The organism is Rathayibacter oskolensis (assembly GCF_900177245.1).
Classification (GTDB): domain Bacteria; phylum Actinomycetota; class Actinomycetes; order Actinomycetales; family Microbacteriaceae; genus Rathayibacter; species Rathayibacter oskolensis.
Genome location: NZ_FXBM01000003.1, coordinates 448,427 through 472,460 on the forward strand (window position 1 = coordinate 448,427; position 24,034 = coordinate 472,460).

Sequence of the window (24,034 nt, forward strand, 5' to 3'; positions counted from 1 at the left end):
GGGTGGGGTGCGGGCTCCGCGTGCGATCTGCAGGAGACGCCTGTGCGATTCGCAGGTGATCGCGGCGATGAGCGTCCGGCTCAGCGCGTGAATCGCCGCCGGAGTCCTGCACATCGCACCGGCCTCGTGCGCGTGCTCCTGCAGATCGCGCGTCGGCCCGGGCGGGCGCCCGGCGTCAGAAGAACGAGATGCAGTACGGCTCCGCGATCGGGGCGAAGAAGCGGTCGACGCGCTCCCGGTCCTCGGAGGCGATCGCGACGCTGCCGGCGCGGGCGAGGGTCGACGGCCGGACGGATCCGAGCAGCAGCGACCCGAGGTCGGCCACGTCGAGCTCGACCTCTGCCGTCTCGTCGGTGCGCTCGACGCGGCCCTCGCCGCCCGTGACCGTGATCCGGTAACCGCCGTCGACGAGCCCGAGGGCGTCGCGCACCGCGATCACGAGCGCGCCGTCGCTGGTCCACGGTCGCGCGCCGAACGCCGCGGCAACGTCGAGCACCCGGGTCCAGATCAGGTCGGCGACGCCGGTCACCGACACGACGCGGGGGTCGCGGAGCGCCCACGCGAGCGGGTCGTCGAGCGGGGCCATGTCCCAGGTCACGGCGGAGGCGAGGTCGACCGCACCGAGGAACCCCCAGAGCCCGAGGTAGGCGTCCTCGGTCGCCGCGACGAAGTCGACGATCTGGAGGACGCGGTCGTCCTCGTCCGGGCCGGTCGCGCGATAGGTGACGTAGCCGTCGAGCGTGCCGTCGGAGTCGAGGTGAACGGCGGAGCGGACGTCGCGGCCCGGGTCGCTCCCGCCGGGCTCGGTGCCGACGGCGTTGGCCGCGTAGCGCGACTGGCGGGTGAGCGACCCGGGCGTGCGCGCCTGGAAGGCGGTGAACACCTCTTCGACGCGGGACTGCAGCCAGGTCGTCGCGACGACCTCGACCCGACCCGACGGCTCGCTCTGCAGCGCGAAGCGAGGACCGGTGTCGACGCGGATCGTCCGGGTGAAGGCCGAGCGGCCGAAGCCGAAGCGGCGGTAGATCGAGGCCTCGCTCGCGGTGAGCACGGCGACGGCCGCTCCGCTCTCCTGCGCGAGCCGCAGATCCTCCGTGATCATGGCCCGCAGGATGCCGCGACGCCGGTGCGTCGCCCGGACCGTCACCTGCGAGACGAGGTGCGCGGCGATCTCGCGCCCGCGCCCGACCTGCAGTGAGCCGGGGAAGCCCGCGTAGGTCGCGACCGGCACGCCCGCGCCGTCGAGCCCCTCCGGCGAGGCGGAGTCGAGGACCGCGGTGAGCACGCGGCCGTCGGCCACCATGTGCTCGGCCCAGTCGCGCCACTGCTCGGGCGTGTACTCCTTCTCGTGGAACCCCGCGTTGATCGCGACGCCCCAGGCGGCGGTGGCGGAGTCGGGGCCGCCGTCGGGAGAGAGTGCGGCGGGGAAGCGGCGGAAGTCGAGACCGGGGAGGGACATCCGATCAGCCTATTGACCGCGACCGACCGGAGGGTGTGCAGCCCTGATCCGCGGCGGCGGTCGACCTGTCCCTCCGGCTCGAAGAATCGCGTCCGGCTCGCTCGATCGGCCGGATCCGACGAGCCGAACCGGATCCCGCGAGCCCGAGCCGCCCCTCAGACCGCCGACCACCGCCGCTCGAGCGCCGCCTCGACCGCGTCCGCCAGCTCCTCGATCCGCTCCCGGCCGCCCTCGCCCGCCGCCGCTCGCACCCGCTCGCACGCCGCAGCCACCGCCGCGCGCCGGCGCGGCAGCGTCGCCGTGAACGCGCAGTCCCGCAGCAGCAGCAGCGCCCGCTCGGCCTCCAGCGCCTCGAACGGGACGGCGGCCAGCCGCCTCTCGAAGGGCGACTCCGGCGTCATCACGCGCAGGAATCCCTCCGGATCCTGGAACGCCGCCGGCGGGTCGGGCACCCGGGCGAGCAGCGCCAGGGCGGAGGCGAGCGCATCGAGGTCGCCGCCCGCCGCGAGCGCCCGCAGTCGCGAGTCGACGTCCGAGCCGGGCCCCGGCCCGAGCGCGACCGCCGCGAGGGCCTCGGCGTCCAGACGCACCTCCTCCGCCTCGCTCGGGATGGTCTCGATCGACGACCACCACGAGAGCAGCGGAGTCGCGGCGACCGCGTAGTCGCCCGGCCGGCGCTCCAGCGCGATCACCAGGTCGGCGCGCGCGGCGAGCGCCACCAGGGCGTCGAGATCGATGTCGAGCACTGTCCCCGACTCCGGCGGCAGCACGAGGTGACGGCCCGAGGGAGGCGTCACCTCGGCGCGGGTGCGCGCACCCGGCCCCCGCGTGCTCGCGCGGCGGATGTCCTCCTCGAGGGAGTCGCCGCTCCCGCCGGTCCGTCGTCGTCGTCCGCTTCCGCGCGCCATGCCGCCACGCTACCGTCGGCCGCATGACCCGATTCCTCGCCCTGCTCCGCGGCGTGAACGTCAACGGCCGGACCGTCCGCAGCGCCGAGCTCGCCGAGACCGTGACGGCGCTGGGCGTCGACCGGGTCCGTACCGTCCTCGCGAGCGGCAACGTCGCCTTCGACTCCGACCGCGCCGCCTCCGATCTCAAGCCCGCGCTCGAGGCGGCGCTCGGTGAGCGGTTCGGCTACGACGCCTGGATCGTGCTCGTGACGCAGGAGGCGCTCGCCGCGGCCGCGGCCGCCTACCCGTTCCCGCGGATCGACGACGAGGCCCACCCCTACATCGTCTTCGGCTCCGACGACGCCGCTCTCGACGCCGCGCTCGGCGCGATCGGCGAGACCGACCCCGCGGTCGAGCTGCTCGCCCGCGGCGACGGAGTCGTCTACTGGCGCTGCCCGCGAGGCTCCTCCACCGACACTCCCGCCGCGAAGGTGCTCGCGCGGGCGGCGTACCGCGCGACGACGACGACCCGCAATCTCCGCACCGTCGAGAAGCTCGTCACCGCCTGATCCGCAGGCACCGTGCGAGGTCGGTCGAACCGCGTCCCCGCGCCGCGCTCCTCGATCGCGGACGGGTGCGGGCCCGGGTCGGCGGCCGATCGCGGCTGAGAACCCGCACATTCTTTGGTTAGGCTGTCCTTAGTGCCGAGGGTCGTGAACCCCGAGCGCCACTCCAGGAAAGCCTTCGAAAGGGAATGATGCCCCGCGCCACCACGCCGCTCGCGCTGCTGACCACCGCTCTGCTCACCGTCGGCCTCGCCGGCTGCTCGTCCGCCGCCTCCGGCTCCGACGACGCCGCGGGCGACAGCGGCTTCACGCCGATCACGATCGAGCACGCGCTCGGCACGACGACCATCGAGTCGGAGCCGGAGCGCGTCGCGACCGTCAACTGGGCCAACCACGAGGTCCCCCTCGCGCTGGGCGTCGTCCCCGTCGGCATGGCGGCGGCGAACTTCGGCGACGACGACGGCGACGGGCTGCTGCCGTGGGTCACCGAGAAGCTCGACGAGCTCGGCGCCGACGCGCCCGTCCTCTTCGACGAGACCGACGGCATCGACTTCGAGGCCGTCGCCGACACGCAGCCCGACGTGATCCTCGCCGCCTACTCCGGTCTGACGCAGGAGGACTACGACACGCTGAGCGAGATCGCGCCCGTCGTCGCCTACCCCGAGACCGCCTGGGGCACCTCCTGGCGCGACATGATCTCGCTCAACAGCGAGGCCATGGGCATGGCCGACGAGGGTGCGGCGCTCATCACCGAGCTCGAGGGCGAGATCGAGGAGAAGGTCGCCGCTCACCCGCAGCTCGCCGACACCTCGGCGATGTTCCTGACCCACGTCGACCCGTCCGACCTCAGCCAGGTCAGCTTCTACACGACGCACGACACCCGCCCGGCCTTCTTCGCCGACCTCGGCATGACCACTCCTGAGAGCATCGCGACGGCCTCGGCCACGACCGACACCTTCTCCCTGACGCAGAGCGCCGAGCAGGCCGACGCGTTCAGCGACGTCGACGTCATCGTCACCTACGGCGACGACGAGCTCGTCAACGCCCTCAAGGGCGACCCGCTGCTCTCGCAGATCCCGGCGGTCGCGAACGACGCGATCGTGCGCCTGCCCTCCACGCCGCTCGGCACCGCCGCGAACCCGACCCCGCTGTCGATCTCGTGGGTCCTCGACGACTACCTCGCGCTGCTGGCCGAGGCCGCCGACAAGGCCGCGTGATCGAGGCTCCGCGATCGACGCTCCGTGCTCGGAGTGCCGCGATCGACGCTCCGTGATCCCGCCCGCGTGACCCTCACCGCCCCGCCCGCCGCCTCGGGTGCCGCCGCCGTGCGACGCCCGAGGCGTCGGCGCGCCCTCTGGCTGCTCGTCGCCGTCACGGTCCTCGTCGGCGTCGCGGTGCTCTCGGTGATGATCGGCTCGCGGGAGGTGTCCTGGAGCGACGTGATCGCCGCGTTCGGAGGCTCCACCGACGGTTTCGAGCGCGGCGCTGTCGCCAAGCGCATCCCCCGCACCCTCCTCGCCGCGATCGCCGGCGCGGCGCTCGGGGTCGCGGGGGTCCTGATGCAGGGCGTCACCCGCAATCCGCTGGCCGACCCGGGCATCCTCGGCGTCAACACCGGAGCCTCGCTCGCGGTGGTCACCGGCCTCGTCTTCTTCGGCCTCGACACGGCGAGCGGGTACATCTGGGTCGCCATCGGGGGAGCGGCCGTGGCGGCGGTCTTCGTCTACGCGGTCGGGTCGCTCGGTCGCGGCGGGGCCACACCCCTCAAGCTCGCTCTGGCGGGGGCGGCGACGTCGGCAGCTCTGGTCTCGGTGATCAGTGCGATCGTCCTCCCGCGCGCCGATCTCGCGGGCGGCATCCGCTCGTGGCAGATCGGCGGAGTCGGCGGGGCGACGGTCGCGAGCATCGGCCAGGTCGCGCCCTTCCTGATCGCGGGGCTCGTCCTCTGCGTCCTCTCGGCGAAGAGCCTGAACACGCTCGCCCTGGGCGACGAGCTCGCGGCCGGCCTCGGCGAGCGCGTGGCTGTGGCTCGCGGGGCCGCCGCCCTCGGCTCGGTCGTCCTCTGCGGGGCGACCACCGCCGTCACCGGACCGATCGGCTTCGTGGGCCTGGTCGTGCCGCACGCCTGCCGCCTCCTGATCGGAGTGGACCACCGCTGGCTCCTGCCGTTCTCGGCGGTGACCGGAGCGGTGCTGCTCACCGGGGCCGACATCATCGGCCGCCTGGTCGCCCGCCCGAGCGAGATCGACGTCGGCATCGTCACCGCGCTCATCGGCGCGCCCGTCTTCATCGCGATCGTGCGCCGGCAGAAGGTGCGCGAGCTGTGACCGCGACCGCCACTCCCACCGCGACTCCGGCGGCGAGCCCGACCGCGCTCGCCGTCGCGGCAGGCCGTCGGCGCCGCGGCGGTCGTCGCCGTGTCGTCGTGCTCGTGCTCGCGGTCCTGATCGTGGTCGCCTTCGCCGTCTCGCTCCTCGTCGGCCAGACCGTGTACTCGCCCGGCGAGGTCGTGCGGGTGATCCTCGGCGAGCAGGTGCCGGGAGCGACCTTCACGGTCGGCCGCCTCCGCCTCCCGCGAGCGGTCCTCGCGGTGCTCGTCGGCCTGTGCTTCGGCCTCGGCGGCGTCAGCTTCCAGACCATGCTCCGCAACCCGCTCGCGAGCCCCGACATCATCGGCATCAGCGCGGGGGCGAGCGCCGCCGCGGCCTTCGGCATCGTCACCCTGTCGCTCGGATCCACGCAGGTCTCGGTGCTCGCGATCACCGCCGGCCTCGTGGTGGCGCTCCTGGTCTACGCGCTGTCCTACCGCAGCGGAGTCGCCGGCACCCGGCTGATCCTGATCGGGATCGGGGTCGCCGCGATGCTCGACAGCCTCACCGCCTACGTCCTCACCCGTGCCGCGGCCTGGGATCTGCAGGAGGCGACGCGCTGGCTCACCGGCAGCCTCAACGGTGCGAGCTGGAGTGAGGTCGTGCCCGTCCTGGTCGCCGTCGTCGTCCTCACGCCCGTCCTGCTGTCGCGCTCGCGCGACCTGGTCGCGACGCAGCTCGGCGACGACACCGCCTCGGCCCTCGGGATCCGGGTGAACGCGACCCGCCTCGTGGTCATCGTCGCCGCCGTCGGTCTGATCGCTTTCGCCACCGCGGCCGCCGGCCCGATCGCGTTCGTCGCCTTCCTCTCCGGGCCGATCGCCGCGCGGATCGTCGGCCCCGGCGCCTCGCTGCTGGTCCCCTCCGCCCTCGTCGGTGCCCTGCTCGTGCTCGTCGCCGACTTCGTCGGGCAGTTCGCCCTCGACGTCCGCTATCCGGTCGGAGTCGTCACCGGCGTGCTCGGCGCCCCCTACCTCGTCTATCTGATCGTCCGCAGCAACCGGGCCGGAGGCTCGCTATGACCACCGCGCACACTCTCACCGCCGAGAACCTCACGCTGGGCTACGGAGACCGCACCGTCGTCGACGGCCTCGACCTCGCGGTGCCGCCGGGGCTGATCACCGCGATCGTCGGCGCGAACGCGTGCGGCAAGTCGACGCTCCTGCGCTCGATGTCGCGGCTGCTCGCCCCGCGGGCGGGCACGGTGCTGCTCGACGGCAAGGAGGTGCACCGCACGCCGGCGAAGCAGCTCGCGCGCACCCTCGGCCTGCTCCCCCAGTCGCCGATCGCTCCGGAGGGGATCACCGTCGCCGATCTCGTCGGACGCGGCCGGCACCCGCACCAGGGTCTGCTCAGCCGCTGGAGCGCGCACGACGACGAGGCCGTGGCCACCGCGCTCGACGCGACCGACACCGCCTCCCTCGCCGACCGCTCGGTCGACGAGCTCTCGGGCGGGCAGCGCCAGCGGGCCTGGATCGCGATGGCCCTGGCGCAGGAGACCGATCTGCTGCTGCTGGACGAGCCGACGACGTTCCTCGACGTCAGCCACCAGATCGAGGTGCTCGACCTCCTCGTCGACCTCAACCGCACCCGCGGGACGACCGTGGTCATGGTCCTGCACGACCTCAACCTCGCGGCCCGCTACGCCGACCATCTGGTGGCGCTCGCCGGAGGCGTCGTGCACGCCTCGGGGACCCCGGCCGAGGTGCTCACGGAGGAGACGGTGCTCGCGGTCTTCGGTCTCGACAGCCGGATCATCACCGACCCCACATCCGGCACGCCGCTGATGCTGCCGCTCGGCCGGCACCGGCTCGCGGGCGGTGGAGCGAGCTCCGCCACGGCGGGGGAGTGACCGTTCCGGGTACATGACGTCCACAAGTGGCGATGCTCCTCCTTACTACGCCAGCTTCTGAGACCGAACAGGTGTCATCGAGCCTCTTGCTCTAGAGACACACTGTCCACTAATGTCCCGATCACCCCGACGCTCCGGTCGGGTCCGAGAGGAGCCTGCGATGGACCACGTCAGCACCGGTGAACGCGAGTGGGAGACGACCTGCGGCGTCTGCGGATTCGTCGGCAAGGGGAACGGCCGGAAGCCGAAGGCCTGCCCGGCGTGCGGGTCGCAGTGGTGACTCCTGACGACAAGAGGGTCCTGGAGGCCGTCGAGCTCGTCGAGCGACTCGAGCGCGATCTCGCCGACGCCGAGCGCGCGGCCCGCGCCTCCGGGAGCCGCACGACGTCGACCCTCGATCGGCTGCGGCGGGACCTGCAGTCCGCCAGAGCATCGCTCCAGGCCGCCAGGAGGGGCTGAGCGGGTGCCGCGGCTCGCCGCTCCGGGCGTCCAGTGATGTCGAGGCCGGGGCGATCGGCGCCGCGCCGTCGGACGTAAACTCTCCCGAATGGAACCAGAGCCCTCCGGCGGAGCCAAACCCCGCGCACGACGAACCTCTCCGGACACGACGAAACGCCAGATCCTCGACGAGGCCAAGGCGCGGATCGCCGCGGAGGGAGGCATCACCCTCAGCTTCGAGCACATCCCGCTCGAGAGCTACATCAAGGCCGCCGGTGCACCGCGGAGCTCGGTCTACCGGATCTGGAAGTCGCACGCGGCGTTCGTCGCCGATCTCATCCAGGACCTCTTCGAGGGCGGCGACTTCGCTCGCGGATTCGACCCGTCCACGCGCCACGCGATCGAAGCGGTGCTGCGAGAGCACGTCGGGCTGATCCAGGGGACGAGCGAGGAGCGCCGCGCCCTGATGCGCGAGATGGTCCGCGTCGGTGTCGCCGCCAACCTCCAGGCCGCCGCCGCGTCCGAGTTCCGCCGCTCCTACTGGACCCTCGCCTCCGCCGTCCCGAGCATCGCGCCCGGTCCGGCGCGCGAGACGGCGGTCGCGACCGTCACGCGGATCGAGGCCTCGTTCCTCTCGGCGATGTCGTCGTTCTACGAGACCGTGCTGGGGCTCATCGGTCTCCGACTCCGGGAGCCGTTCACCCCGCGTCACATCGCCGTCCTGACCAACTCGATCGTGGACGCCTTCACCCGCCGATTCGAACTGGACCGCGGGATCGTCGAGACCGTCTTCGAGGGTCCGGCGCTCGAGGGAGGCACCGCCGAGTGGACCTTCGCCGCCTGGTCGATCGCGAGTGCCGTCGACGGCATGACCGAGAGCTACGCCCCCACCACCGGCGACGCCGCGCAGTGACCGCGTCGTCGACGACCGAGCGCGCTCAGCGCCTTCCCAACCGGTCGGCGACGGCGAAGGGCGCACGGCCGACGAGGTGACCCAGCGCCACGCCGGCCATCCCGACGGCCTGCCCCCACTCCGGATGCACGACGAGCGGGGGACCGACGGCGGAGCTCGTCTGCAGGAACAGCGGCAGCGCGACCGCGAGGACGGCGACCGCCAGGGTGGCGAGGAACACCGTCAGCTGCGGCGCGAGGCCGATGAGGAGGCCGAGGGCTGCGGCGCAGACCGTTCCGACCACGACGGTCCCGGGACTCATCGGCGCGGAGTCCAGGGGGAGCCCGAAGGGCGAGAGGAGGAAGTCGAGCAGAGCCACGCCGCCGAGCAGGGCGGTCCCGTCGACCCGCGGGAGTCGGATCCGGAGGGTGCTGAGGGCGAGACCGGCCGCGAGCGCAGCGAGGTGGAGCAGGAGCACCACTGCGACCTCCCAGCCGCTGGCGAACCGCGTGACGAGGACGCCGACGGTGATGGCGATCGCGACGACCGACAGGGCCGCATCGCGGATCGGGAGGAACATCCCGAAGGTCAGGGCGCCGCACAGCATGCCGAAGGCGACTCCGAGCCAGAACACCGCAGTGCCGGCCGCAGCGGTGGCGTCGAGCAGGCCCACGGCACCCGCGAGCACGAGGACGGGCTTGCTCGAGAGGGTGAGCGCTTCGGGGTCGCGGTAGCGGCCGTTCCGGCTGATCAGCCGGAACGAGCCGACGACCACCGCGGCCACGATCGCGAGCAGGACGACGGCCTGGACCGTGTCGGAACCGGTCATCCTGGACTCCTTCGCTCTGTCGATCAGGGAGGTGGAGGGTCGCGGCCAGTGGGCGTCCGCGGCGACCTCCGCAAGTATGTACATCATGTCCATAACGTCGGGGGGTGCACGCCCGCGGGCGGCAGGCTCGAGGCCGTGCCGCTCGCGGGCGACGTCGGCTACCCGTAGAGCACCGGCTCCGTCGAGGCGGCGCCGACCTCGGCGAGCACCGTCCGGCGGATCAGCACCGGCACCTTCGGCGTCGGGTACTCCAGCGTTCGCGGGGCCCCGAGCTCCTCGAGCGCGAGGAACCGCCGCATCGGCCGGACCAGTTCGTCGCCGAGCATCGCGTAGGCGTCTCCGCCGGCCGCGGCCGTGGCCACGCCTGCGGTGAACGCGACCAGCGCCGAGATCATCCGGATGCGCTGCGCGCCGCTCTCCGTGACGACGCACAGTCGGCTGACCTCGACGCTGTCGGGCGGGAGCGGGGCGTCGAACAGATCGCCGAAGTGCCCGTCGGTCTCGATGGGCAGTGGCAGCTCGGTCGTGCCGCTCTCGTCGAGGAACGTCCGGAAGATCAGACGGACGCCGCCCGCGACTTGCGCGAGGCCGTCGCCGAGGTTCTCGACGACCGCGATCGCGCACGCGCGGTCGTCGTCGGCGTCGCGCTCCGGCCCTCGGAGCAGGCCGCCCGCGACGAAGACGAGCTCGCGCACCGCCGAGCTCCGCGCGTGCACCTCCTCGCGCTGCGGGAGGGCCTCGCCTCCGCGAGCCGTGACGAGCACGGCGAAGCGGCTCGCAGGGCAGGGCTCGAAGACGTCGCTCTCGAACGCGGCGTCGGCGAGGGTGGACGGGTGGGCGTGGTGTCGGGCGGACATCGACACTCCTCTCGAAGGTGGTGTCCGCTACACCGGTCCCGACCGCTCCCGCCGCCGCCCGCCGCCGTGCTCCTCCGGGGCGCCTCGCGCCGTCGTCGGGCGTGGCCGCCCGCATCGGCTCGTCGTCACGAGGCGTCCGGCCGACGGCCGCGGCCCGGCAGGGGTCGATCGCGGCTCGGCAGACGACCTCTGGCCCTCGGCGGTGCCGGCCCTCGGCGCAGAACAGCCCGGCCGGCGGCGCGCAGATGTCCGACGTGTAAACGGTTCCAGGAGGCGGTCGCGCGGCCGATACGATACGTCCAGTCCGCGGCGGACCGCCCTCGCCGGCGGTGCCCGCCGCATCCGTGCCCCCGACCCCGAGGTCCTCCCCCCGTGACTGCTTCCCCGACGCGCCCCGACGCCTCCGCCCTCCGCGGGCTCCGCGCGCTCCTGTTCGATCTCGACGGGGTGCTCACCCCCACCGCCGACGTGCACATGCACGCCTGGGCGCGGCTGTTCACGCCCTACCTCGAGTCGAAGGGCGTCGAGGGCGGCTACAGCGACGCCGACTACTTCCAGTACATCGACGGCCGGCCGCGCTACGACGGAGTCAGGGCGCTGCTCGCCTCCCGCGGGATCACGCTGCCCGAGGGCTCCCCGACCGACGACCCCGCCCTCGAGACGGTGTGCGGGCTCGGCAACCGCAAGAACGCGGCCTTCAACGCCACCCTCGACGAGGAGGGCGTCGCCCCGTACCCCGGCTCGCTCGCCTTCCTCGACGCAGCGATCGCCGCGGGCGTCGAGGTGGCCGTCGTCACCTCCTCCCGCAACGGCGTCCCCGTGCTCGAGGCCGCCGGCCTCCGCGACCGCTTCGAGGTCGTCGTCGACGGCCTCCTCGCCGCCGACCGCGGCATCGCCGGCAAGCCGGCCCCCGACACCTACCTCTACGCCGCCGAGCTGCTCGGTCTGACCGCCGCCGAGTGCGTCGTCGTCGAGGACGCCCACTCCGGAGTCGCCGCCGGCCGCGCGGGCCGGTTCGGCCTGGTCGTCGGAGTCGACCGCGGAGTCGGCAGGCAGACCCTGCTCGACCACGGCGCCGACATCGTCGTCGACGACCTCGCCGAGCTGCTCCCCTTCCTCCCCACCGCTCCCGCACGCCCCGAGGACGCCGCATGAACCCCATCACCGCCGATCCGCTCGACCGCAACCGCTTCCCGGTCGACGAGTGGGCCCTGGTCGAGACCGAGTTCGCCACCGAGCTGCAGGGCCGCACGGAGACGCTCTTCGCCACCGGCAACGGCTACCTCGGCCTCCGCGGCAACGTCGAGGAGGGGCGCGACGGCTACGCCTACGGCACCTTCATCAACGGCTTCCACGAGACCTGGCCGATCCGGCACGCCGAGGAGGCCTTCGGGTTCGCGCGCGTCGGCCAGACGATCGTCAACGTCCCGGATGCCAAGATCATCCGTCTCTACGTCGACGACGAGCCCTTCGTGCTGAGCGAGGCCGACGTCCTCGGCTACTCGCGCCGCCTCGACTTCGCGAACGGCGTGCTCACCCGCGAGATCGAGTGGCGCACCCCGTCGGGCAAGCGCGTGCTCATCCGCGCGCGACGCCTCGTGTCGTTCACCGACCGCCACCTCGCGATCCTCGACTACGAGGTCGAGATGATCGACCACGACGCGTCGGTGCTCATCTCGAGCCAGATCCTCAACCGCCAGGACGGGATCGACGAGTACCACGCGCCGTCCGGCAGCGAGGGCGCGGCGTTCGACCCGCGCAAGGCCGAGTCCTTCGAGGAGCGGGTGCTCCAGCCGCGCCTGAAGCGGGTGAACGGCACCCGCTACCTCCTCGGCTACCGCACGACCAACTCCGGGATGACCATCGCCTGCGGTGCCGAGCACGTGCTCGAGACCGAGAACGAGTGGGACCAGACCTCCCAGATCGACGACGACCTCGCCAAGCACGTCTACCGCGTGAAGGCGAAGGCGGGCGTCCCCGTCCGCCTGGTCAAGACGCTGACCTACCACACCTCCCGCGGGGTGCCCGTGCGCGAGCTCGCCGATCGCTGCGACCGCACGCTCGACCGCGCCCGCGAGACGCCGGTCGAGGAGCAGTTCACCAAGCAGCGCGAGTGGCTCGACGACTTCTGGCAGCGCTCCGACGTGCAGATCGACGGGCAGTCCGCGATCCAGCAGGCCACCCGCTGGAACCTCTTCCAGCTCGCGCAGTCGACCGCGCGCACCGACGGCGGCGGGGTCGCGGCGAAGGGCGTCTCGGGTTCCGGCTACGGCGGGCACTACTTCTGGGACACCGAGGTCTACGTCCTCCCGTTCCTCAGCTACACGGCCCCGCTCGTCGCGCGGAACGCCCTGCGCTTCAGGCAGAACATGCTCGAGGCGGCCCGCGCGCGCGCGGCCGAGCTCAACCAGCGCGGCGCCCTGTTCCCGTGGCGCACGATCAACGGGCAGGAGTCGTCGGCCTACTACGCCGCCGGAACCGCGCAGTACCACATCGACGCCGACATCTCCTACGCGCTGATGCAGTACGTCGGCGCGACGGGCGACGACGACTTCCTCGCCCGCGGCGCGATCGACATCCTCGTCGAGACCGCGCGGATGTGGGCCGACCTCGGCTTCTGGCGCAGCAACGGCGACGACCACTTCCACATCCACGGCGTGACCGGGCCGGACGAGTACACGACCGTCGTCAACGACAACCTCTACACCAACGTCATGGCGCGCTCGAACCTCCGCGCCGCCGCCCGCGCCGTCGAGCTGCTGAAGGCCGTCGAGCCGGCCGCGTACGAGCGGATGGTCGCGCGCCTGCACGTCGTCGAGGACGAGGTGATCGAGTGGGCCCGCGCGGCCGACAAGATGCACATCCCCTTCGACGAGCGCGCCGGCATCCACCCGCAGGACGCCGCGTTCCTCGAGAAGGAGCTGTGGGACCTCGAGAACACCCCCGCGAGCAAGCGCCCGCTGCTGCTGCACTTCCACCCGCTGGTGATCTACCGCTTCCAGGTGCTCAAGCAGGCCGACGTCGTGCTCGCGCTGCTCCTGCAGGGCAACGAGTTCACGGCCGAGCAGAAGCGCGCCGACTTCGAGTACTACGACGCGCTGACCACGGGCGACTCGACCCTGTCGGCGGTCGTCCAGTCGATCATCGCGGCCGAGGTGGGCTACAGCGAGCTGTCCCGGCACTACTTCCTGTCGGCGCTCTTCGTCGACCTCGCCGATCTGCACCGCAACACCGCCGACGGCATCCACGTCGCCTCCACCGGCGGAGTGTGGAGCGCCCTCGTCTACGGCTTCGGCGGCATGCGCGACCACGGGGGTCGCATCGCGCTCGACCCGCGGCTCCCCGACGACTGGGACCGCCTGGTCTTCCGCATCACGCTGCACGGCACGCGGGTGCGCGTCGAGGTGACCCAGGAGGCGGTGCTGCTGACCGTCGAGTCCGGCGACGCAGCGGCGATCACGGTCCGCGACGAGCGCGTCCACGTCGAGGCGGGCGCTCCCGTCCGCGTCGGGCTCGGCCACCAGGGCCCTCGCCTCAGCGGCGCCCCGACCACGTCCGACATCGAGGGCACCCGCCGCTCCGACGGCACGGTGATCACCGCGTCGATCCCGACGATCTCGATGACCCCCGAGCCCGAGGTGCTGACGGGGCCGTAGGCGGGCGGGTCTCGAGAGCCCGCGCGGCGGGCGTCTCGAGACCCGCCCCCTCCAGCAGCGGAGGCGCACGGCGCCTCCCGCCGACGACTACGCGGTCTGCAGCAGCGCGCTCACAGCCGACGTGAAGAACGCCAGGCCGTCCACGCCCGAGCGCATCGCGGCGGGGGTGTCGGGGCCGAAGCCCGGCTCGATCGCGTGCTCGGGGTGCGGCATCAGTCCGACGACGTTGCCGCGCGCGTTCGTGATCCCGGCGATGTCGTTCATCGAGCCGTTCGGGTTCTCGCCGAGGTAGCGGAAGACCACGCGGCCCTCGCCCTCGAGCTCCGCGAGGGTCTCGGCCGAGGCGATGTAGCCGCCCTCGCCGTTCTTGAGCGGGATCGTGATCTCCTGGCCCGGCTCGAACTCGCGGGTCCAGACGGTGGAGTCGTTCGTGACGAGGAGTCGCTGGTCGCGGCACACGAACGAGCCGACGTCGTTGCGGATCAGGCCGCCGGGCAGCAGGTGGGCCTCGGTGAGCATCTGGAAGCCGTTGCAGATGCCGAGGACCGGGGTGCCCGCCTCCGCCGCCGCGATCACCTCGCGCATGATGGGCGCGTGCGAGGCGATGGCGCCGCAGCGCAGGTAGTCGCCGTAGGAGAAGCCGCCGGGCAGCACGATCGCGTCGACGCCGTCGAGGTCGTGGTCGCCGTGCCAGAGCGCGACCGGCTCGGCGCCGGCGAACCGCACGGCCCGCTGCGCGTCTCGGTCGTCGAGCGAGCCCGGGAATGTAATGACGCCGATGCGCGCCGTGCCGCTGCGCATCAGAGCGCTTCCGGGTAGTGGATGCCGACGACGTCCTCGATGACCCCGTTCGAGAGCATCTCGTCGGCGAGGCGCTCGATCGAGGCGCGCACCTCGTCGGTGACCTCGTCGACGGTGATCTCGAAGCGCTTGCCCACGCGGACGCCGTTCACGGCGGAGTGGCCGAGACGTGCCAGCGCCCCGGCGACGGCCTTCCCCTGCGGATCGAGCAGCTCGGCCTTGGGCATGACTTCAACGACGATCGTGGGCACCGTGTACTCCGGAGTCTCGGGGGAGTGCGAATTCCGCGCCCCCATCGTACCCGGCGGGGTGTCCCGGGAGCGGGCGCCTCAGCTCCCCGCGGTCGTGACCCGGATCGCGTTCGACCACGGGTCCTCGAACGCCAGCGCGCGCCCGTCGTCCTGCGTCGCGACCTGCGCGTGCCGGAGGCGCTCCCCGAGCGCGCCGACGTCGTCCGCTCCCGACACCACGATCTGCACCTGACCCAGCCCGAGCGCCTGCTGCCGGCGTCCGGCGCCGAGCGAGTTCCACGTGTTCATCGCCATGTGGTGGTGGTAGCCGCCGGCCGACACGAAGAGCGCCTGCCCGCCGTACGCGATCGTCGTCTCGAAGCCGAGCCGGTCGACGTAGAACTCCTTCGCCGTCGCGACGTCGCCGACGCTCAGATGCACGTGCCCGACCGTCGCACCGCCCAGCCGCGGCTGCGCGACGGACTCGTCCGTCAGGTGCTCCCGGAGGAACGCGTCGGGGTCGAGGTGGAGCGTCGACATCTCGATCCGCCCGTGGGTCCACGACCACTGCGTCCGGTCGCGGTCCCAGTAGAGCTCGACGCCGTTGTGCTCCGGGTCGTCGAAGTAGAAGGCCTTGCTCACGAGGTGGTCGGAGCTGCCGGTGAACGACCCGGGGTGCCGGGTCGCGACGCTGTAGACCGCAGCGGCGAGCGCTGCCTCCGACTCGAAGAGGATCGCCGTGTGGAAGAGCCCTGCGCTGCCCGGCCCTGCGTGCCGCAGCTCGGGCGCGTGCTGGAGGATCACGGCGGCGACGCCTCCGCGACCGAGGACGGCGACGGGGCCGTCGTGCGAGAGCACCTCGAGGGTGACGGCGTCGCGGTAGTAGGCGATCATCGCGTCGAGGTCAGCGACGCGGAGGGTGACCGCGCCCATCGTCGTGTCGGGCGCGAGCAGGTCGGGGGCGGTGGCGTTCATCTCGTTCACGCTAGACCCAACAAGGTTGTAGCCACAACTATTTCCTTCTGCTGGTATCGAGGGCTCTGCCTGCCCCCTTCCCCGCTGATCGAGCAGCCCTGCGGGGGCGTCTCGAGGCCTTGCTGCGCCGACGCGGTGGGCCCCCCACCCTTCATACGCCGTCCATAGGATTCATCCAGCCACCGCGAGGCGCGCGGTCGTCGAATGGACTCCGGTCGCCGATACGGGGCGGCCCCGGCCACGAGGACGACACCATGAACGAGCAGCACCGACCCCAGGGCGACGAGCCCACCACCGCCGACCGCACCACCGCCGAGCAGACCGCCCTCGATGAGCGCCTGGCCCTGCGCACCGACGACCGCCGCCGGCGTCGCCGCGCCCTCCTCGCCGGCGGTGCCGGCCTCGCCGTCCTGATCGGACTCGCTGCAGGAGGCGTCTCCTCCGCCGCGAGCACCGAGGTCGCCGCGTCCTCCGGCTCGAGCACGAGCACCACGGTCTACCCCGGCGGCTCGCGTGGCGGGTTCGGCGGCGGCACCACCTTCTCGCCGTACTCCGGCGGCTCGGGCTACGGCTCCTCGCTCGGCAGCGGAACCTCCACGAGCACCGCGACCGACGCGGTCCCCGCGAGCGCCGCACAGACCATCGGTGTCGTCACGATCACCTCCGACCTCACCTACGAGAGCGCGACCTCGGCGGGCACCGGCATGATCCTCACCTCCGACGGCATGATCCTCACCAACAACCACGTCGTCGAGGGTGCGACGAGCATCCAGGTCACGGTCGAGTCCACCGGCCAGACCTACACCGCCCGTGTGGTCGGGACCGACAAGACCCACGACATCGCGGTGCTGCAGCTCGAGAACGCCTCCGGTCTCACTCCCGCGACGCTCGACACCGACGGAGTCGCCGTCGGCGATGCCGTCACCGCCGTCGGCAACGCGGAGGGGACCGGCGACCTGGTCGCCGCGTCCGGCACCGTGACCGCGCTCGCGCAGACCATCACGACCCAGTCCGAGGCCGGGATCTCGGGCGAGACCCTCTCCGGACTGATCCAGGTCGACGCCGACATCGTCTCCGGCGACTCGGGCGGACCCCTGCTCGACTCCTCGGGCGAGGTCGTCGGCATCGACACGGCGGCATCGAACGGCACGGCCGACATCACCGGCTTCGCCATCCCGATCTCGACCGCCCTCGACATCGTCGCGACGATCGAGGCGGGCGCCGACACCGCGACCGTCGAGATCGGCTACCCGGCGTTCCTCGGAGTCGCGCTCTCGTCCGGCACCTCGACGTCGCCCTACCGCTCGGCGGTCTCCTCGACCGAGGGCATTGTCGTCTCGGGAGTGGTCGAGGGCGGACCCGCGGCCGAAGCCGGCCTCGCGGCCGGTGACGTCATCACCTCGGTGAACGGCACGGCGGTCGCCTCGTCCGACCAGCTCTCGACCGACCTCGCCCAGCGCGAGCCCGGCGAGTCGGTGACCCTCACCTGGACCGACACCGCCGGCGCCTCCCACTCGGCGCAGGTGACCCTGGTCGAGGGCCCCGTCGCCTGATCGACCGTACCCGGGGGTTGTTTTGACTCACTCAACACAACTCCGCTAGCGTGGCCCGTATGACGACACTGGACGACCGCCTCCGAGCCTCCGGGCTCAAGGCCACCGCCACCCGGCGGGCCGTCCTGCAGGCGCTCGAGGGCCATCCGCACTCCGACGTCGACGCGGTCCTCGCGCGAGTGCGCGTCGACCTGCCCGACGCCTCCGCCCAGGCGGTCTACGGAGTCCTCTCGGCCTTCACCGACGCCGGGCTCACCCGTCGCATCGAACCGGAGGGACACCCCCGCCGGTTCGAGCTGCGCGTGGACGACAACCACCACCACGTCGTCTGCCGCACCTGCGGCGCCGTCGCCGACGTCGACTGCGTCGTCGGTCAGGCGCCCTGCCTGCACCCGTCCACCTCGAGCGGCTTCGCCATCGAGACGGCCGACGTCACGTTCTGGGGCACGTGCCCCGACTGCCTCGCGGCAGCGCAGAGCTGACCGACGCCCACCATCACCGCAGCGGCACGGCCCTCCGGCCCGCCGCCGACAGGAGGAACATGACCGAGGAACGATTCACGACGACGAACTCCGGAGCACCGGTCGCGAGCGACGAGCACTCGCTGAGCGTCGGGGCCGACGGCCCTCTCGCGCTCCACGACCACTACCTCCTCGAGAAGCTCGCGCAGTTCAACCGCGAGCGCATCCCGGAGCGGGTCGTCCACGCGAAGGGCGGCGGAGCGTTCGGCCGCTTCGTCACGACCGCCGACGTCAGCGCCTACACCCGCGCCGCGCTCTTCCAGCCCGGAGTCGAGACCGAGATGCTCGCCCGCTTCTCGACCGTCGCCGGCGAGCAGGGCTCGCCCGACACCTGGCGCGACCCGCGCGGTTTCGCGCTGAAGTTCTACACCAGCGAGGGCAACTACGACCTCGTCGGCAACAACACGCCCGTCTTCTTCCTCCGCGACGGCATCAAGTTCCCCGACTTCATCCGCTCGCAGAAGCGCCTCCCCGGCTCGCACCTGCGCGACCACGACATGCAGTGGGACTTCTGGACGCTCTCGCCCGAGTCGGCCCACCAGGTCACGTGGCTCATGGGCGACCGCGGTCTTCCGAGCTCGTGGCGCCACATGGACGGCTTCGGCTCGCACACCTACCAGTGGATCAACGCCGCCGGCGAGCGGTTCTGGGTGAAGTACCACTTCAAGACCGACCAGGGCATCGAGATCCTCAGCCAGGAGCAGGCCGACCAGATCGCCGGAGAGGACGCCGACTTCCACATCCGCGATCTCTCCTCCGCCATCGACCGCGGCGACTTCCCCTCGTGGACCCTCTCCGTCCAGGTGATGCCCTACGACGACGCGAAGAGCTACCGGTTCAACCCGTTCGACCTGACGAAGGTCTGGCCGCACGCCGACTACCCGCTGATCGAGGTCGGGACGATGATCCTCGACCGCAACCCCGAGAACTACTTCGCGCAGATCGAGCAGGCGGCCTTCGCGCCCTCGAACTTCGTGCCGGGCATCGCGGCGAGCCCCGACAAGATGCTGCTCGCCCGCATCTTCAGCTACGCCGACGCCCACCGCTACCGCGTGGGCGCCAATCACGCGCAGCTCCCGGTCAACGCGCCGAAGTCGCCCGTGCACTCGTACTCGAAGGACGGCCCGATGCGGTTCGACTTCCAGAAGTCCGAGGTCCCGGTCTACGCGCCGAACACGACGGGAGGCGCGCACGCCGATCCCGCGCGCGCGGCGGAGTCGACGGACTGGGAGAGCGACGGCGAGCTCACGCGCGCCGCGGCGACCCTCCACCCCGAGGACGACGACTTCGGTCAGGCCGGCACGCTCTACCGCGAGGTCCTCGACGACGACGCGAAGGCCCGCCTGGTCGCGAACATCGCCGGGCACGTCTCGAAGGTGACCCGTCCCGAGCTGCGTCTGCGCGTGCTCCAGTACTGGGCGAACGTCGACAGCTCGCTGTCGCAGCGTGTCGCCGAGGCGCTCGAGCCGTCGGCCCCCGGCGCCGACGTCTCGCCCGAGGAAGTCGGCATCGGGGCCTGACCCCGAGCGGCGAAGTGCGCGGTGCCGGGCTGGACCCCGGCACCGCACGAGTCCGACGAACCCCTACCCGTGAGAGCAGAGACATGTCCATCGAACGATCTTCAGAGTACGTCCCCTCCCCGATGTGGGGCTCCTACGTCACGACGACGGCAGTGACCTCGAACCGCGTCGGCCGCTACACCGATGTCGCCCCCGCCCCGCGGCGGGCGCAGCGCGAGTACGCGGTGGCGACCGGCGCGGTCGCACTGCCCTCGACCTGACCTCCGCGTCCGCGGACCACGATCAGCGGACGGTGCGGGCTGTCGCGTGCGGCCCCGCACCGTCCGCTACCCCTTCGCAGGGTGCCTGGAGCCCGGGTGCGTCAGGCGCTCGCCGTGTGCCGAGCCGTGCGCCGTGAGCTCGGCCACCAGAACACGTCGCCGGTGAGGAACACGAGCGCCGGCACCAGCACGGTGCGCACGACCAGGGTGTCGAGCAGGACGCCGATGCACACGATCACGCCGATCTGGGTGAGCGCGACGACCGGCAGCACGCCGAGCACGGCGAAGACCGCCGCCAGAAGCACGCCCGCGCTCGTGATCACTCCGCCGGTCGACGCGAGGGCCCGCACCATGCCCTCGCGCGTGCCGTGCAGCGCCCGCTCCTCGCGCGCCCGGGTGACCAGGAAGATGTTGTAGTCGACCCCGAGCGCGACGAGGAACAGGAACGCGAACAGGACCACGTTCGCGTCGAACGCGGGGAACCCGAGCAGCCCGCGGAAGATCAGGTTCGCCGCCCCGAGACTCGCGAAGAACGTCGCCAGCACGCTCGCGATGAGCAGGACGGGCGCGACGAGCGAGCGCAGGAGCAGCGCGAGGATCACGAAGACGATCGCCAGGATGATCGGGATGATCAGTCCCTGGTCGCGTTCCGACGCCGATCGGGTGTCGAGCGCCGTCGCATCGCTGCCGCCGACCAGGCTCTGCGCGACCGGGCCGGTCGCCTCCGCGTACGCCGCGCGCAGGGCCGTGATCGTCGCGAAGCTCTCGGCGCTCTCGGGTTCGGAGGCGAGCACGAGGCTCAGCGAGGTCAGCCCGTTCGCGCTCTCGCCGGGCCGCACCGTCTCGACTCCGCTGGTGCCCTCGGCCAGGACGACGGCGTCGGCGACGGCGTCGTCCGGAGTGAGGACCGTGGTCTGCGCGGTGAGGCCCGCCCCGAAGGACTCGTCGATCACGACCTGGGCCCGCACCGATTCCGGATCGCCGAGCAGCTGCTCGGTCTGCGACAGACCCACCGACGCGCCGACGAGTCCGAGCGAGAGCAGGGCCACGCCGACGGTCGCCACGATCGCCACGCGACCGGGGCGGCGGGCGACTCCTCGGCCGAGCCGCGTCCACAGTCCGTCCTTGCGAGGGACGGCGTCGGCCCCGCGCGGGCGCGGCACGAAGGGCCAGAAGAGACCGCGCCCGCAGAGCACGAGGGCGGAGGGGAGCACGACCAGGGCGAACACGATCGCGATCACGACGCCGACCGCGCAGGCGAACCCGAGCGCGCGGTTCCCGGCGAGCTCGGCGAGGAGCAGGGTCAGAAGGCTCAGCGCGACCGTCCCGCCGCTCGCGGCGATCGCCGGCCCGGCGCTCCGCACCGCGGTCGTCATGGCGCGGTGCCGGTCCTCCTCGTGGAGGAGCTCCTCGCGGTAGCGGGCGACGAGCAGGAGCGCGTAGTTCGTCCCGGCGCCGAAGACGAGCACCGAGAGGATCCCGCTCACCGACGCGTCGATCGACAGGCCGACCGCCTCGGCCAGTGCGCCCACGACGATCCGGGCGAGGCCGTCGGCGACGCCGACCACGGCGAGGGGGACGATCCAGAGGATCGGGCTGCGGTAGGTGGCGATGAGCAGCACCGCGACCACGATGACGGTGACGAGCAGGAGGCGGAAGTCGGCCCCCGCGAACGCGTTCGAGACGTCGGCCTGGAAGCCGACCGCTCCGGTGAGGTAGCTGTCGAGGCCGGTCGGCAGGTCGGCGGAGCCCGTCGCGCGCAGCTCGTCCGCGATCGACTCGACGTCGGCCTCGACGTCGGAGGCCGAGAGGGGGACGGCGACGAGCGCGGCTCGTCCGTCGTCGCTGAACTGCGGGCGCACGGCGTCGGGAGTCGTCGACAGCGCGGCCAGTTCGCGCGCCCGCTCGTCGATCGCCGCGGTGTCCGCCGCGGTCAGGCCGCTGTCGCGGTTCCACAGGACGACTCCCGCTGTCGCGTCGGCCGAGGGGAACTCCTCGAGCAGTGCGGCGACCTCCGCCGACGGAGCCGACTCGGGCAGCCCCGATCGGGGGAAGCCTGCTTCCGAGCCCGAGGGCAGGAGCGCGAAGAGCGCCCCGACCGAGAGGACGGCGGCGAGGACGGTGATCCAGGCGCCTCGCCGAGTGCGGACGAGCAGTGCGAGGGGGGACATGGTTCTCCTCCGGGCGGGGCGACGGAATTAGTCAGCCTACTGACTAATGATGCCGCGTCATCGCCCTCCGGGGAAGCCGAGCCGGCGCTGCCAGTCGGCCAGCACGTCCCCGCTGACGTCGAACAGCTCGGTTCCGCGGTGCGGCGCGTCGATCTCGGTGCTCGTCACGCGGACTCCCCCCGGCAGCACCTCCACGATCGAGGCTCCGGAGGCGGCCACCGACCGCTCGTGCGCCGGCCCCGCGAGGACGTCGGTCCGGTTCGCGGCTCCGGGAGCGACGACCACCGGCGCGGGAGTCGTCGTGTCGACGAACGCGTGATGCCAGTGCCCCGAGAGGACCGCGCGGACGGATGCGCCGGCGACCGCCTCCCACAGGTCGTGCGGATTGGCGAGACCCATCGTGCGGTGGAGGGGAGTGACGGCCTCGATCGGCGGGTGGTGCAGCACCAGCACGGTCGGTGCGAGCGGCTCCCGGCGGAGGTGCTCGCGCAGCCAGGAGAGGGTCGGCTCCGTCAGGAGCCCCCAGGACGCGCCACCGGGAACGGACGAGTCGAGCGTGAGGATCCGGACGCCGCGGACCAGGGTCTCGGTGTTCCACGGCGCAGGGGATCCGAAGCTCTCGCGCTCGTCGTGGTTGCCGAGTGCGAGGACGAGGGCGGCGCCCCGCTCCGTGCACCAGGCGGTCAGCATCTCGCGGAGTGCCGCGTAGGAGGCGGCGGAACCGTCGCCGCTCAGATCTCCCGAGACGATCACGGCGTCGATGTCCTCGATCGCCGCATGGGAGTCGAGCACCGCCGCCAGGCTGGCGCGGGTGTCGATCACGCGGTTGTAGCGGGCGTCGGGTCGGCCGAGGAGGTGGGTGTCCGAGAGGTGCAGCAGTCGCAGCGGCCGCTCGGGTGCCGGACCGAGGATCGCGTCGGCCCGCGCGGCGGCGGCCTCGATCAGCTCGGCGTTGCGCTCATCGGGCCCGGCGCTCCACGCGAGCGCCTCGTCGAGCGGCTTGCCGAAGCGGAGGTGCCGGGCCACCAGGCGGCGGCGCCGCACGGCGGGATCGATGCGCAGGTGGAGGGTCAGGTCGAGCAGTGGCGCGACCTCGTCCCACCCCTCCTGCTCGAGCAGCAGGTAGTTGCCCTCGATCAGGACGACGCTCGGATCACCGATCGCCAGGACGATGCCCCCGGGAACCGGCTCCTCGATCGAGCGGTCGAACGACGCGAAGCTCAGCATGTCGCCGGGCCGGGCGCGGCGGAGGCGGCGCAGAGCTTCGACGAAGCCGGCGGTGTCGAACGTGTCGGGTGCCCCCATCCGCTCCCGTCGGCCGAGCTCGCGCAGACGGGACTGCGGCATGTGGTACCCATCGAGCCCCAGCACGACGGCCCCCGGCACGCCCCGCTGCAGCTCCTCGGCGAGCGTCGACTTGCCGGCCCCGGGTGAACCCGTGATCCCGACGAGCAGGAGGGGATGCCCGGCAGACGCCCGCACGACGAGGTCGATCGCCGCAGCCACTGAGTGGAGGACGGGGCGGGCAGTGCCGGGAGCGGAGGAGTCCGGGGTCATGCGCCCATTCTCCCGAGGGGGTTCGGGGGCGACGGCCCGACCGAGGTGAACGGTGGAGAGACGGGGAGACCGGCCCTGGGGAGGGAGGCGGGATCGACGACACGCCCGAGATGCACGAAAAAGGCCCGTCGTTTGACAGGGCGCCGGGCCCTGCGTAAATTACTCCGAGTCGCCACAAAGGCCGCAGGGAAACGGAAAGAACAGGCCTCCTCCGGGAGTGCAGTTCCTACGTCCCGGCCTCAATCGGGACCATCCCACCGAAGACGGCTCCTCGGAGTTCGTCGTCGCGACGGATGTCAAGCCTTCGCAGGATCCCTCGGATCCAGCCTCTTCGCCGCTCGGCGCAGGACTTCGGTTCTGAACCGGGCAGTCCTTCACAGGACGACGTCGGAGTGCCTTCGGGTGCCTCGACAGGGTGAAGAAGCCGGATTTGACACGGCCTGCGGGTGTGCTAAGTTATACAAGTTGCCACGGCGGCCGAGAGAATAACTTCTCCAGCCTAGCCGAGTTGCTTGTCACTGACAACCAATATCTGCAACATCTTCGATCACTCTCGTTGTGAAGCGCTTTGTGCGTGGAGGCGGGGTGTGTCCGATTCTTGAGAACTCAACAGCGTGCACTATGTTCAATGCCAAATA

22 protein-coding genes are annotated in these 24,034 nt (G+C 72.1%); 13 read left to right on the plus strand and 9 right to left on the minus strand.

The genetic code is table 11. The features are described from left to right. Nucleotides 1-175: 175 nt before the first annotated feature. Both B9Y99_RS17110 and B9Y99_RS17115 read right to left on the minus strand, forming a co-directional pair. The gene (locus B9Y99_RS17110; protein WP_085477825.1) at nucleotides 176-1,459 is read right to left on the minus strand and encodes a GNAT family N-acetyltransferase; all 1,284 of its coding nucleotides are present in this window, start codon (nucleotides 1,457-1,459) and stop codon (nucleotides 176-178) included. A 155-nt stretch (nucleotides 1,460-1,614) separates the two neighbouring features. Further along, nucleotides 1,615-2,367: a DUF2254 family protein gene (locus tag B9Y99_RS17115; RefSeq protein ID WP_085477826.1), complete on the minus strand. Its 753-nt coding sequence runs from the start codon at nucleotides 2,365-2,367 to the stop codon at nucleotides 1,615-1,617. Between the two features lie 23 nt (nucleotides 2,368-2,390). Between B9Y99_RS17115 and B9Y99_RS17120 the strand changes: the two genes are divergently transcribed. From B9Y99_RS17120 to B9Y99_RS17150, 7 genes are all read left to right on the plus strand, one after another. Continuing rightward, a complete protein-coding gene (locus B9Y99_RS17120; RefSeq protein WP_085477827.1) occupies nucleotides 2,391-2,918 on the plus strand; it encodes a DUF1697 domain-containing protein in 528 nt (175 codons plus the stop codon). A 188-nt stretch (nucleotides 2,919-3,106) separates the two neighbouring features. Next, a complete protein-coding gene (locus B9Y99_RS17125; protein ID WP_085477885.1) occupies nucleotides 3,107-4,132 on the plus strand; it encodes an iron-siderophore ABC transporter substrate-binding protein in 1,026 nt (341 codons plus the stop codon). Nucleotides 4,133-4,198: 66 nt separating this feature from the next. Then, nucleotides 4,199-5,242: a FecCD family ABC transporter permease gene (locus tag B9Y99_RS17130; RefSeq protein ID WP_085477886.1), complete on the plus strand. Its 1,044-nt coding sequence runs from the start codon at nucleotides 4,199-4,201 to the stop codon at nucleotides 5,240-5,242. Then, entirely contained in the window at nucleotides 5,239-6,306 is a 1,068-nt protein-coding gene (locus tag B9Y99_RS17135; protein ID WP_085477828.1) for a FecCD family ABC transporter permease, read from the plus strand. The genes B9Y99_RS17130 and B9Y99_RS17135 overlap by 4 nt, the downstream gene beginning before the upstream one ends. Then, nucleotides 6,303-7,136, plus strand: coding sequence for an ABC transporter ATP-binding protein (locus B9Y99_RS17140; RefSeq protein ID WP_085477829.1), 834 nt, complete (start codon nucleotides 6,303-6,305; stop codon nucleotides 7,134-7,136). Before B9Y99_RS17135 ends, B9Y99_RS17140 begins: the two co-directional genes overlap by 4 nt. A gap of 273 nt (nucleotides 7,137-7,409) precedes the next feature. Next, nucleotides 7,410-7,595 carry a hypothetical protein gene (locus tag B9Y99_RS17145; RefSeq protein ID WP_085477830.1) on the plus strand — a complete coding sequence of 62 codons (186 nt, stop codon included), beginning with the start codon at nucleotides 7,410-7,412 and terminating at the stop codon, nucleotides 7,593-7,595. An 88-nt stretch (nucleotides 7,596-7,683) separates the two neighbouring features. Beyond that, a complete protein-coding gene (locus B9Y99_RS17150; RefSeq protein WP_085477831.1) occupies nucleotides 7,684-8,487 on the plus strand; it encodes a TetR/AcrR family transcriptional regulator in 804 nt (267 codons plus the stop codon). A gap of 25 nt (nucleotides 8,488-8,512) precedes the next feature. Here B9Y99_RS17150 and B9Y99_RS17155 read toward each other — a convergent pair whose 3' ends face one another. Next, entirely contained in the window at nucleotides 8,513-9,295 is a 783-nt protein-coding gene (locus B9Y99_RS17155; RefSeq protein WP_085477832.1) for a hypothetical protein, read from the minus strand. Between the two features lie 158 nt (nucleotides 9,296-9,453). Then, a complete protein-coding gene (locus B9Y99_RS17160; protein ID WP_085477833.1) occupies nucleotides 9,454-10,152 on the minus strand; it encodes a lysophospholipid acyltransferase family protein in 699 nt (232 codons plus the stop codon). A gap of 372 nt (nucleotides 10,153-10,524) precedes the next feature. Here B9Y99_RS17160 and B9Y99_RS17165 point away from each other — a divergent pair, with 372 nt between their 5' ends. Both B9Y99_RS17165 and B9Y99_RS17170 read left to right on the plus strand, forming a co-directional pair. Further along, nucleotides 10,525-11,307 (plus strand): HAD family hydrolase, encoded by a 783-nt coding sequence (locus tag B9Y99_RS17165; RefSeq protein WP_085477834.1) that lies wholly within the window; start codon nucleotides 10,525-10,527, stop codon nucleotides 11,305-11,307. Further along, nucleotides 11,304-13,808 carry a glycoside hydrolase family 65 protein gene (locus B9Y99_RS17170; RefSeq protein ID WP_085477835.1) on the plus strand — a complete coding sequence of 835 codons (2,505 nt, stop codon included), beginning with the start codon at nucleotides 11,304-11,306 and terminating at the stop codon, nucleotides 13,806-13,808. The genes B9Y99_RS17165 and B9Y99_RS17170 overlap by 4 nt, the downstream gene beginning before the upstream one ends. 87 nt (nucleotides 13,809-13,895) lie before the next feature. Here B9Y99_RS17170 and purQ read toward each other — a convergent pair whose 3' ends face one another. The 3 genes from purQ to B9Y99_RS17185 form a co-directional block, all read right to left on the minus strand. Further along, the gene (purQ, locus tag B9Y99_RS17175; RefSeq protein ID WP_085477836.1) at nucleotides 13,896-14,609 is read right to left on the minus strand and encodes a phosphoribosylformylglycinamidine synthase subunit PurQ; all 714 of its coding nucleotides are present in this window, start codon (nucleotides 14,607-14,609) and stop codon (nucleotides 13,896-13,898) included. Further along, the gene (gene purS, locus B9Y99_RS17180) at nucleotides 14,609-14,860 is read right to left on the minus strand and encodes a phosphoribosylformylglycinamidine synthase subunit PurS (RefSeq protein ID WP_085477837.1); all 252 of its coding nucleotides are present in this window, start codon (nucleotides 14,858-14,860) and stop codon (nucleotides 14,609-14,611) included. Before purS ends, purQ begins: the two co-directional genes overlap by 1 nt. A 78-nt stretch (nucleotides 14,861-14,938) precedes the next feature. Next, nucleotides 14,939-15,814 carry a VOC family protein gene (locus tag B9Y99_RS17185; RefSeq protein WP_085477887.1) on the minus strand — a complete coding sequence of 292 codons (876 nt, stop codon included), beginning with the start codon at nucleotides 15,812-15,814 and terminating at the stop codon, nucleotides 14,939-14,941. Between the two features lie 254 nt (nucleotides 15,815-16,068). Between B9Y99_RS17185 and B9Y99_RS17190 the strand changes: the two genes are divergently transcribed. The 4 genes from B9Y99_RS17190 (at nucleotide 16,069) to B9Y99_RS18920 (ending at nucleotide 19,668) form a co-directional block, all read left to right on the plus strand. Continuing rightward, nucleotides 16,069-17,367: a S1C family serine protease gene (locus B9Y99_RS17190; protein WP_085477838.1), complete on the plus strand. Its 1,299-nt coding sequence runs from the start codon at nucleotides 16,069-16,071 to the stop codon at nucleotides 17,365-17,367. 59 nt (nucleotides 17,368-17,426) lie between these two features. After that, a complete protein-coding gene (locus tag B9Y99_RS17195; RefSeq protein WP_085477839.1) occupies nucleotides 17,427-17,849 on the plus strand; it encodes a Fur family transcriptional regulator in 423 nt (140 codons plus the stop codon). A gap of 59 nt (nucleotides 17,850-17,908) precedes the next feature. Continuing rightward, nucleotides 17,909-19,408 (plus strand): catalase, encoded by a 1,500-nt coding sequence (locus B9Y99_RS17200; RefSeq protein ID WP_085477840.1) that lies wholly within the window; start codon nucleotides 17,909-17,911, stop codon nucleotides 19,406-19,408. 83 nt (nucleotides 19,409-19,491) lie between these two features. Next, on the plus strand, nucleotides 19,492-19,668 hold the full coding sequence (locus B9Y99_RS18920; RefSeq protein WP_165759665.1) for a hypothetical protein: 177 nt from the start codon (nucleotides 19,492-19,494) through the stop codon (nucleotides 19,666-19,668). Nucleotides 19,669-19,769: 101 nt separating this feature from the next. On the opposite strand, the gene B9Y99_RS17205 is transcribed toward B9Y99_RS18920, so the two are convergent. Next, on the minus strand, nucleotides 19,770-21,839 hold the full coding sequence (locus B9Y99_RS17205) for an MMPL family transporter (protein WP_085477841.1): 2,070 nt from the start codon (nucleotides 21,837-21,839) through the stop codon (nucleotides 19,770-19,772). A gap of 57 nt (nucleotides 21,840-21,896) precedes the next feature. After that, entirely contained in the window at nucleotides 21,897-23,396 is a 1,500-nt protein-coding gene (locus tag B9Y99_RS17210; protein ID WP_085477842.1) for a metallophosphoesterase, read from the minus strand. Nucleotides 23,397-24,034: the final 638 nt, after the last annotated feature.

Bases quoted from the DNA above. Each gene is read 5' to 3' on its own strand.
- B9Y99_RS17110 (WP_085477825.1), bottom strand. From the start codon at position 1,459: ATGTCCCTCCCCGGTCTCGACTTCCGCCGCTTCCCCGCCGCACTCTCT.
- B9Y99_RS17115 (WP_085477826.1), bottom strand. From the start codon at position 2,367: ATGGCGCGCGGAAGCGGACGACGACGACGGACCGGCGGGAGCGGCGAC.
- B9Y99_RS17120 (WP_085477827.1), top strand. From the start codon at position 2,391: ATGACCCGATTCCTCGCCCTGCTCCGCGGCGTGAACGTCAACGGCCGG.
- B9Y99_RS17125 (WP_085477885.1), top strand. From the start codon at position 3,107: ATGCCCCGCGCCACCACGCCGCTCGCGCTGCTGACCACCGCTCTGCTC.
- B9Y99_RS17140 (WP_085477829.1), top strand. From the start codon at position 6,303: ATGACCACCGCGCACACTCTCACCGCCGAGAACCTCACGCTGGGCTAC.
- B9Y99_RS17150 (WP_085477831.1), top strand. From the start codon at position 7,684: ATGGAACCAGAGCCCTCCGGCGGAGCCAAACCCCGCGCACGACGAACC.
- B9Y99_RS17155 (WP_085477832.1), bottom strand. From the start codon at position 9,295: ATGACCGGTTCCGACACGGTCCAGGCCGTCGTCCTGCTCGCGATCGTG.
- B9Y99_RS17160 (WP_085477833.1), bottom strand. From the start codon at position 10,152: ATGTCCGCCCGACACCACGCCCACCCGTCCACCCTCGCCGACGCCGCG.
- B9Y99_RS17170 (WP_085477835.1), top strand. From the start codon at position 11,304: ATGAACCCCATCACCGCCGATCCGCTCGACCGCAACCGCTTCCCGGTC.
- purQ (WP_085477836.1), bottom strand. From the start codon at position 14,609: ATGCGCAGCGGCACGGCGCGCATCGGCGTCATTACATTCCCGGGCTCG.
- B9Y99_RS17185 (WP_085477887.1), bottom strand. From the start codon at position 15,814: ATGAACGCCACCGCCCCCGACCTGCTCGCGCCCGACACGACGATGGGC.
- B9Y99_RS17190 (WP_085477838.1), top strand. From the start codon at position 16,069: ATGAACGAGCAGCACCGACCCCAGGGCGACGAGCCCACCACCGCCGAC.
- B9Y99_RS17195 (WP_085477839.1), top strand. From the start codon at position 17,427: ATGACGACACTGGACGACCGCCTCCGAGCCTCCGGGCTCAAGGCCACC.
- B9Y99_RS17200 (WP_085477840.1), top strand. From the start codon at position 17,909: ATGACCGAGGAACGATTCACGACGACGAACTCCGGAGCACCGGTCGCG.
- B9Y99_RS18920 (WP_165759665.1), top strand. From the start codon at position 19,492: ATGTCCATCGAACGATCTTCAGAGTACGTCCCCTCCCCGATGTGGGGC.
- B9Y99_RS17205 (WP_085477841.1), bottom strand. From the start codon at position 21,839: ATGTCCCCCCTCGCACTGCTCGTCCGCACTCGGCGAGGCGCCTGGATC.
- B9Y99_RS17210 (WP_085477842.1), bottom strand. From the start codon at position 23,396: ATGACCCCGGACTCCTCCGCTCCCGGCACTGCCCGCCCCGTCCTCCAC.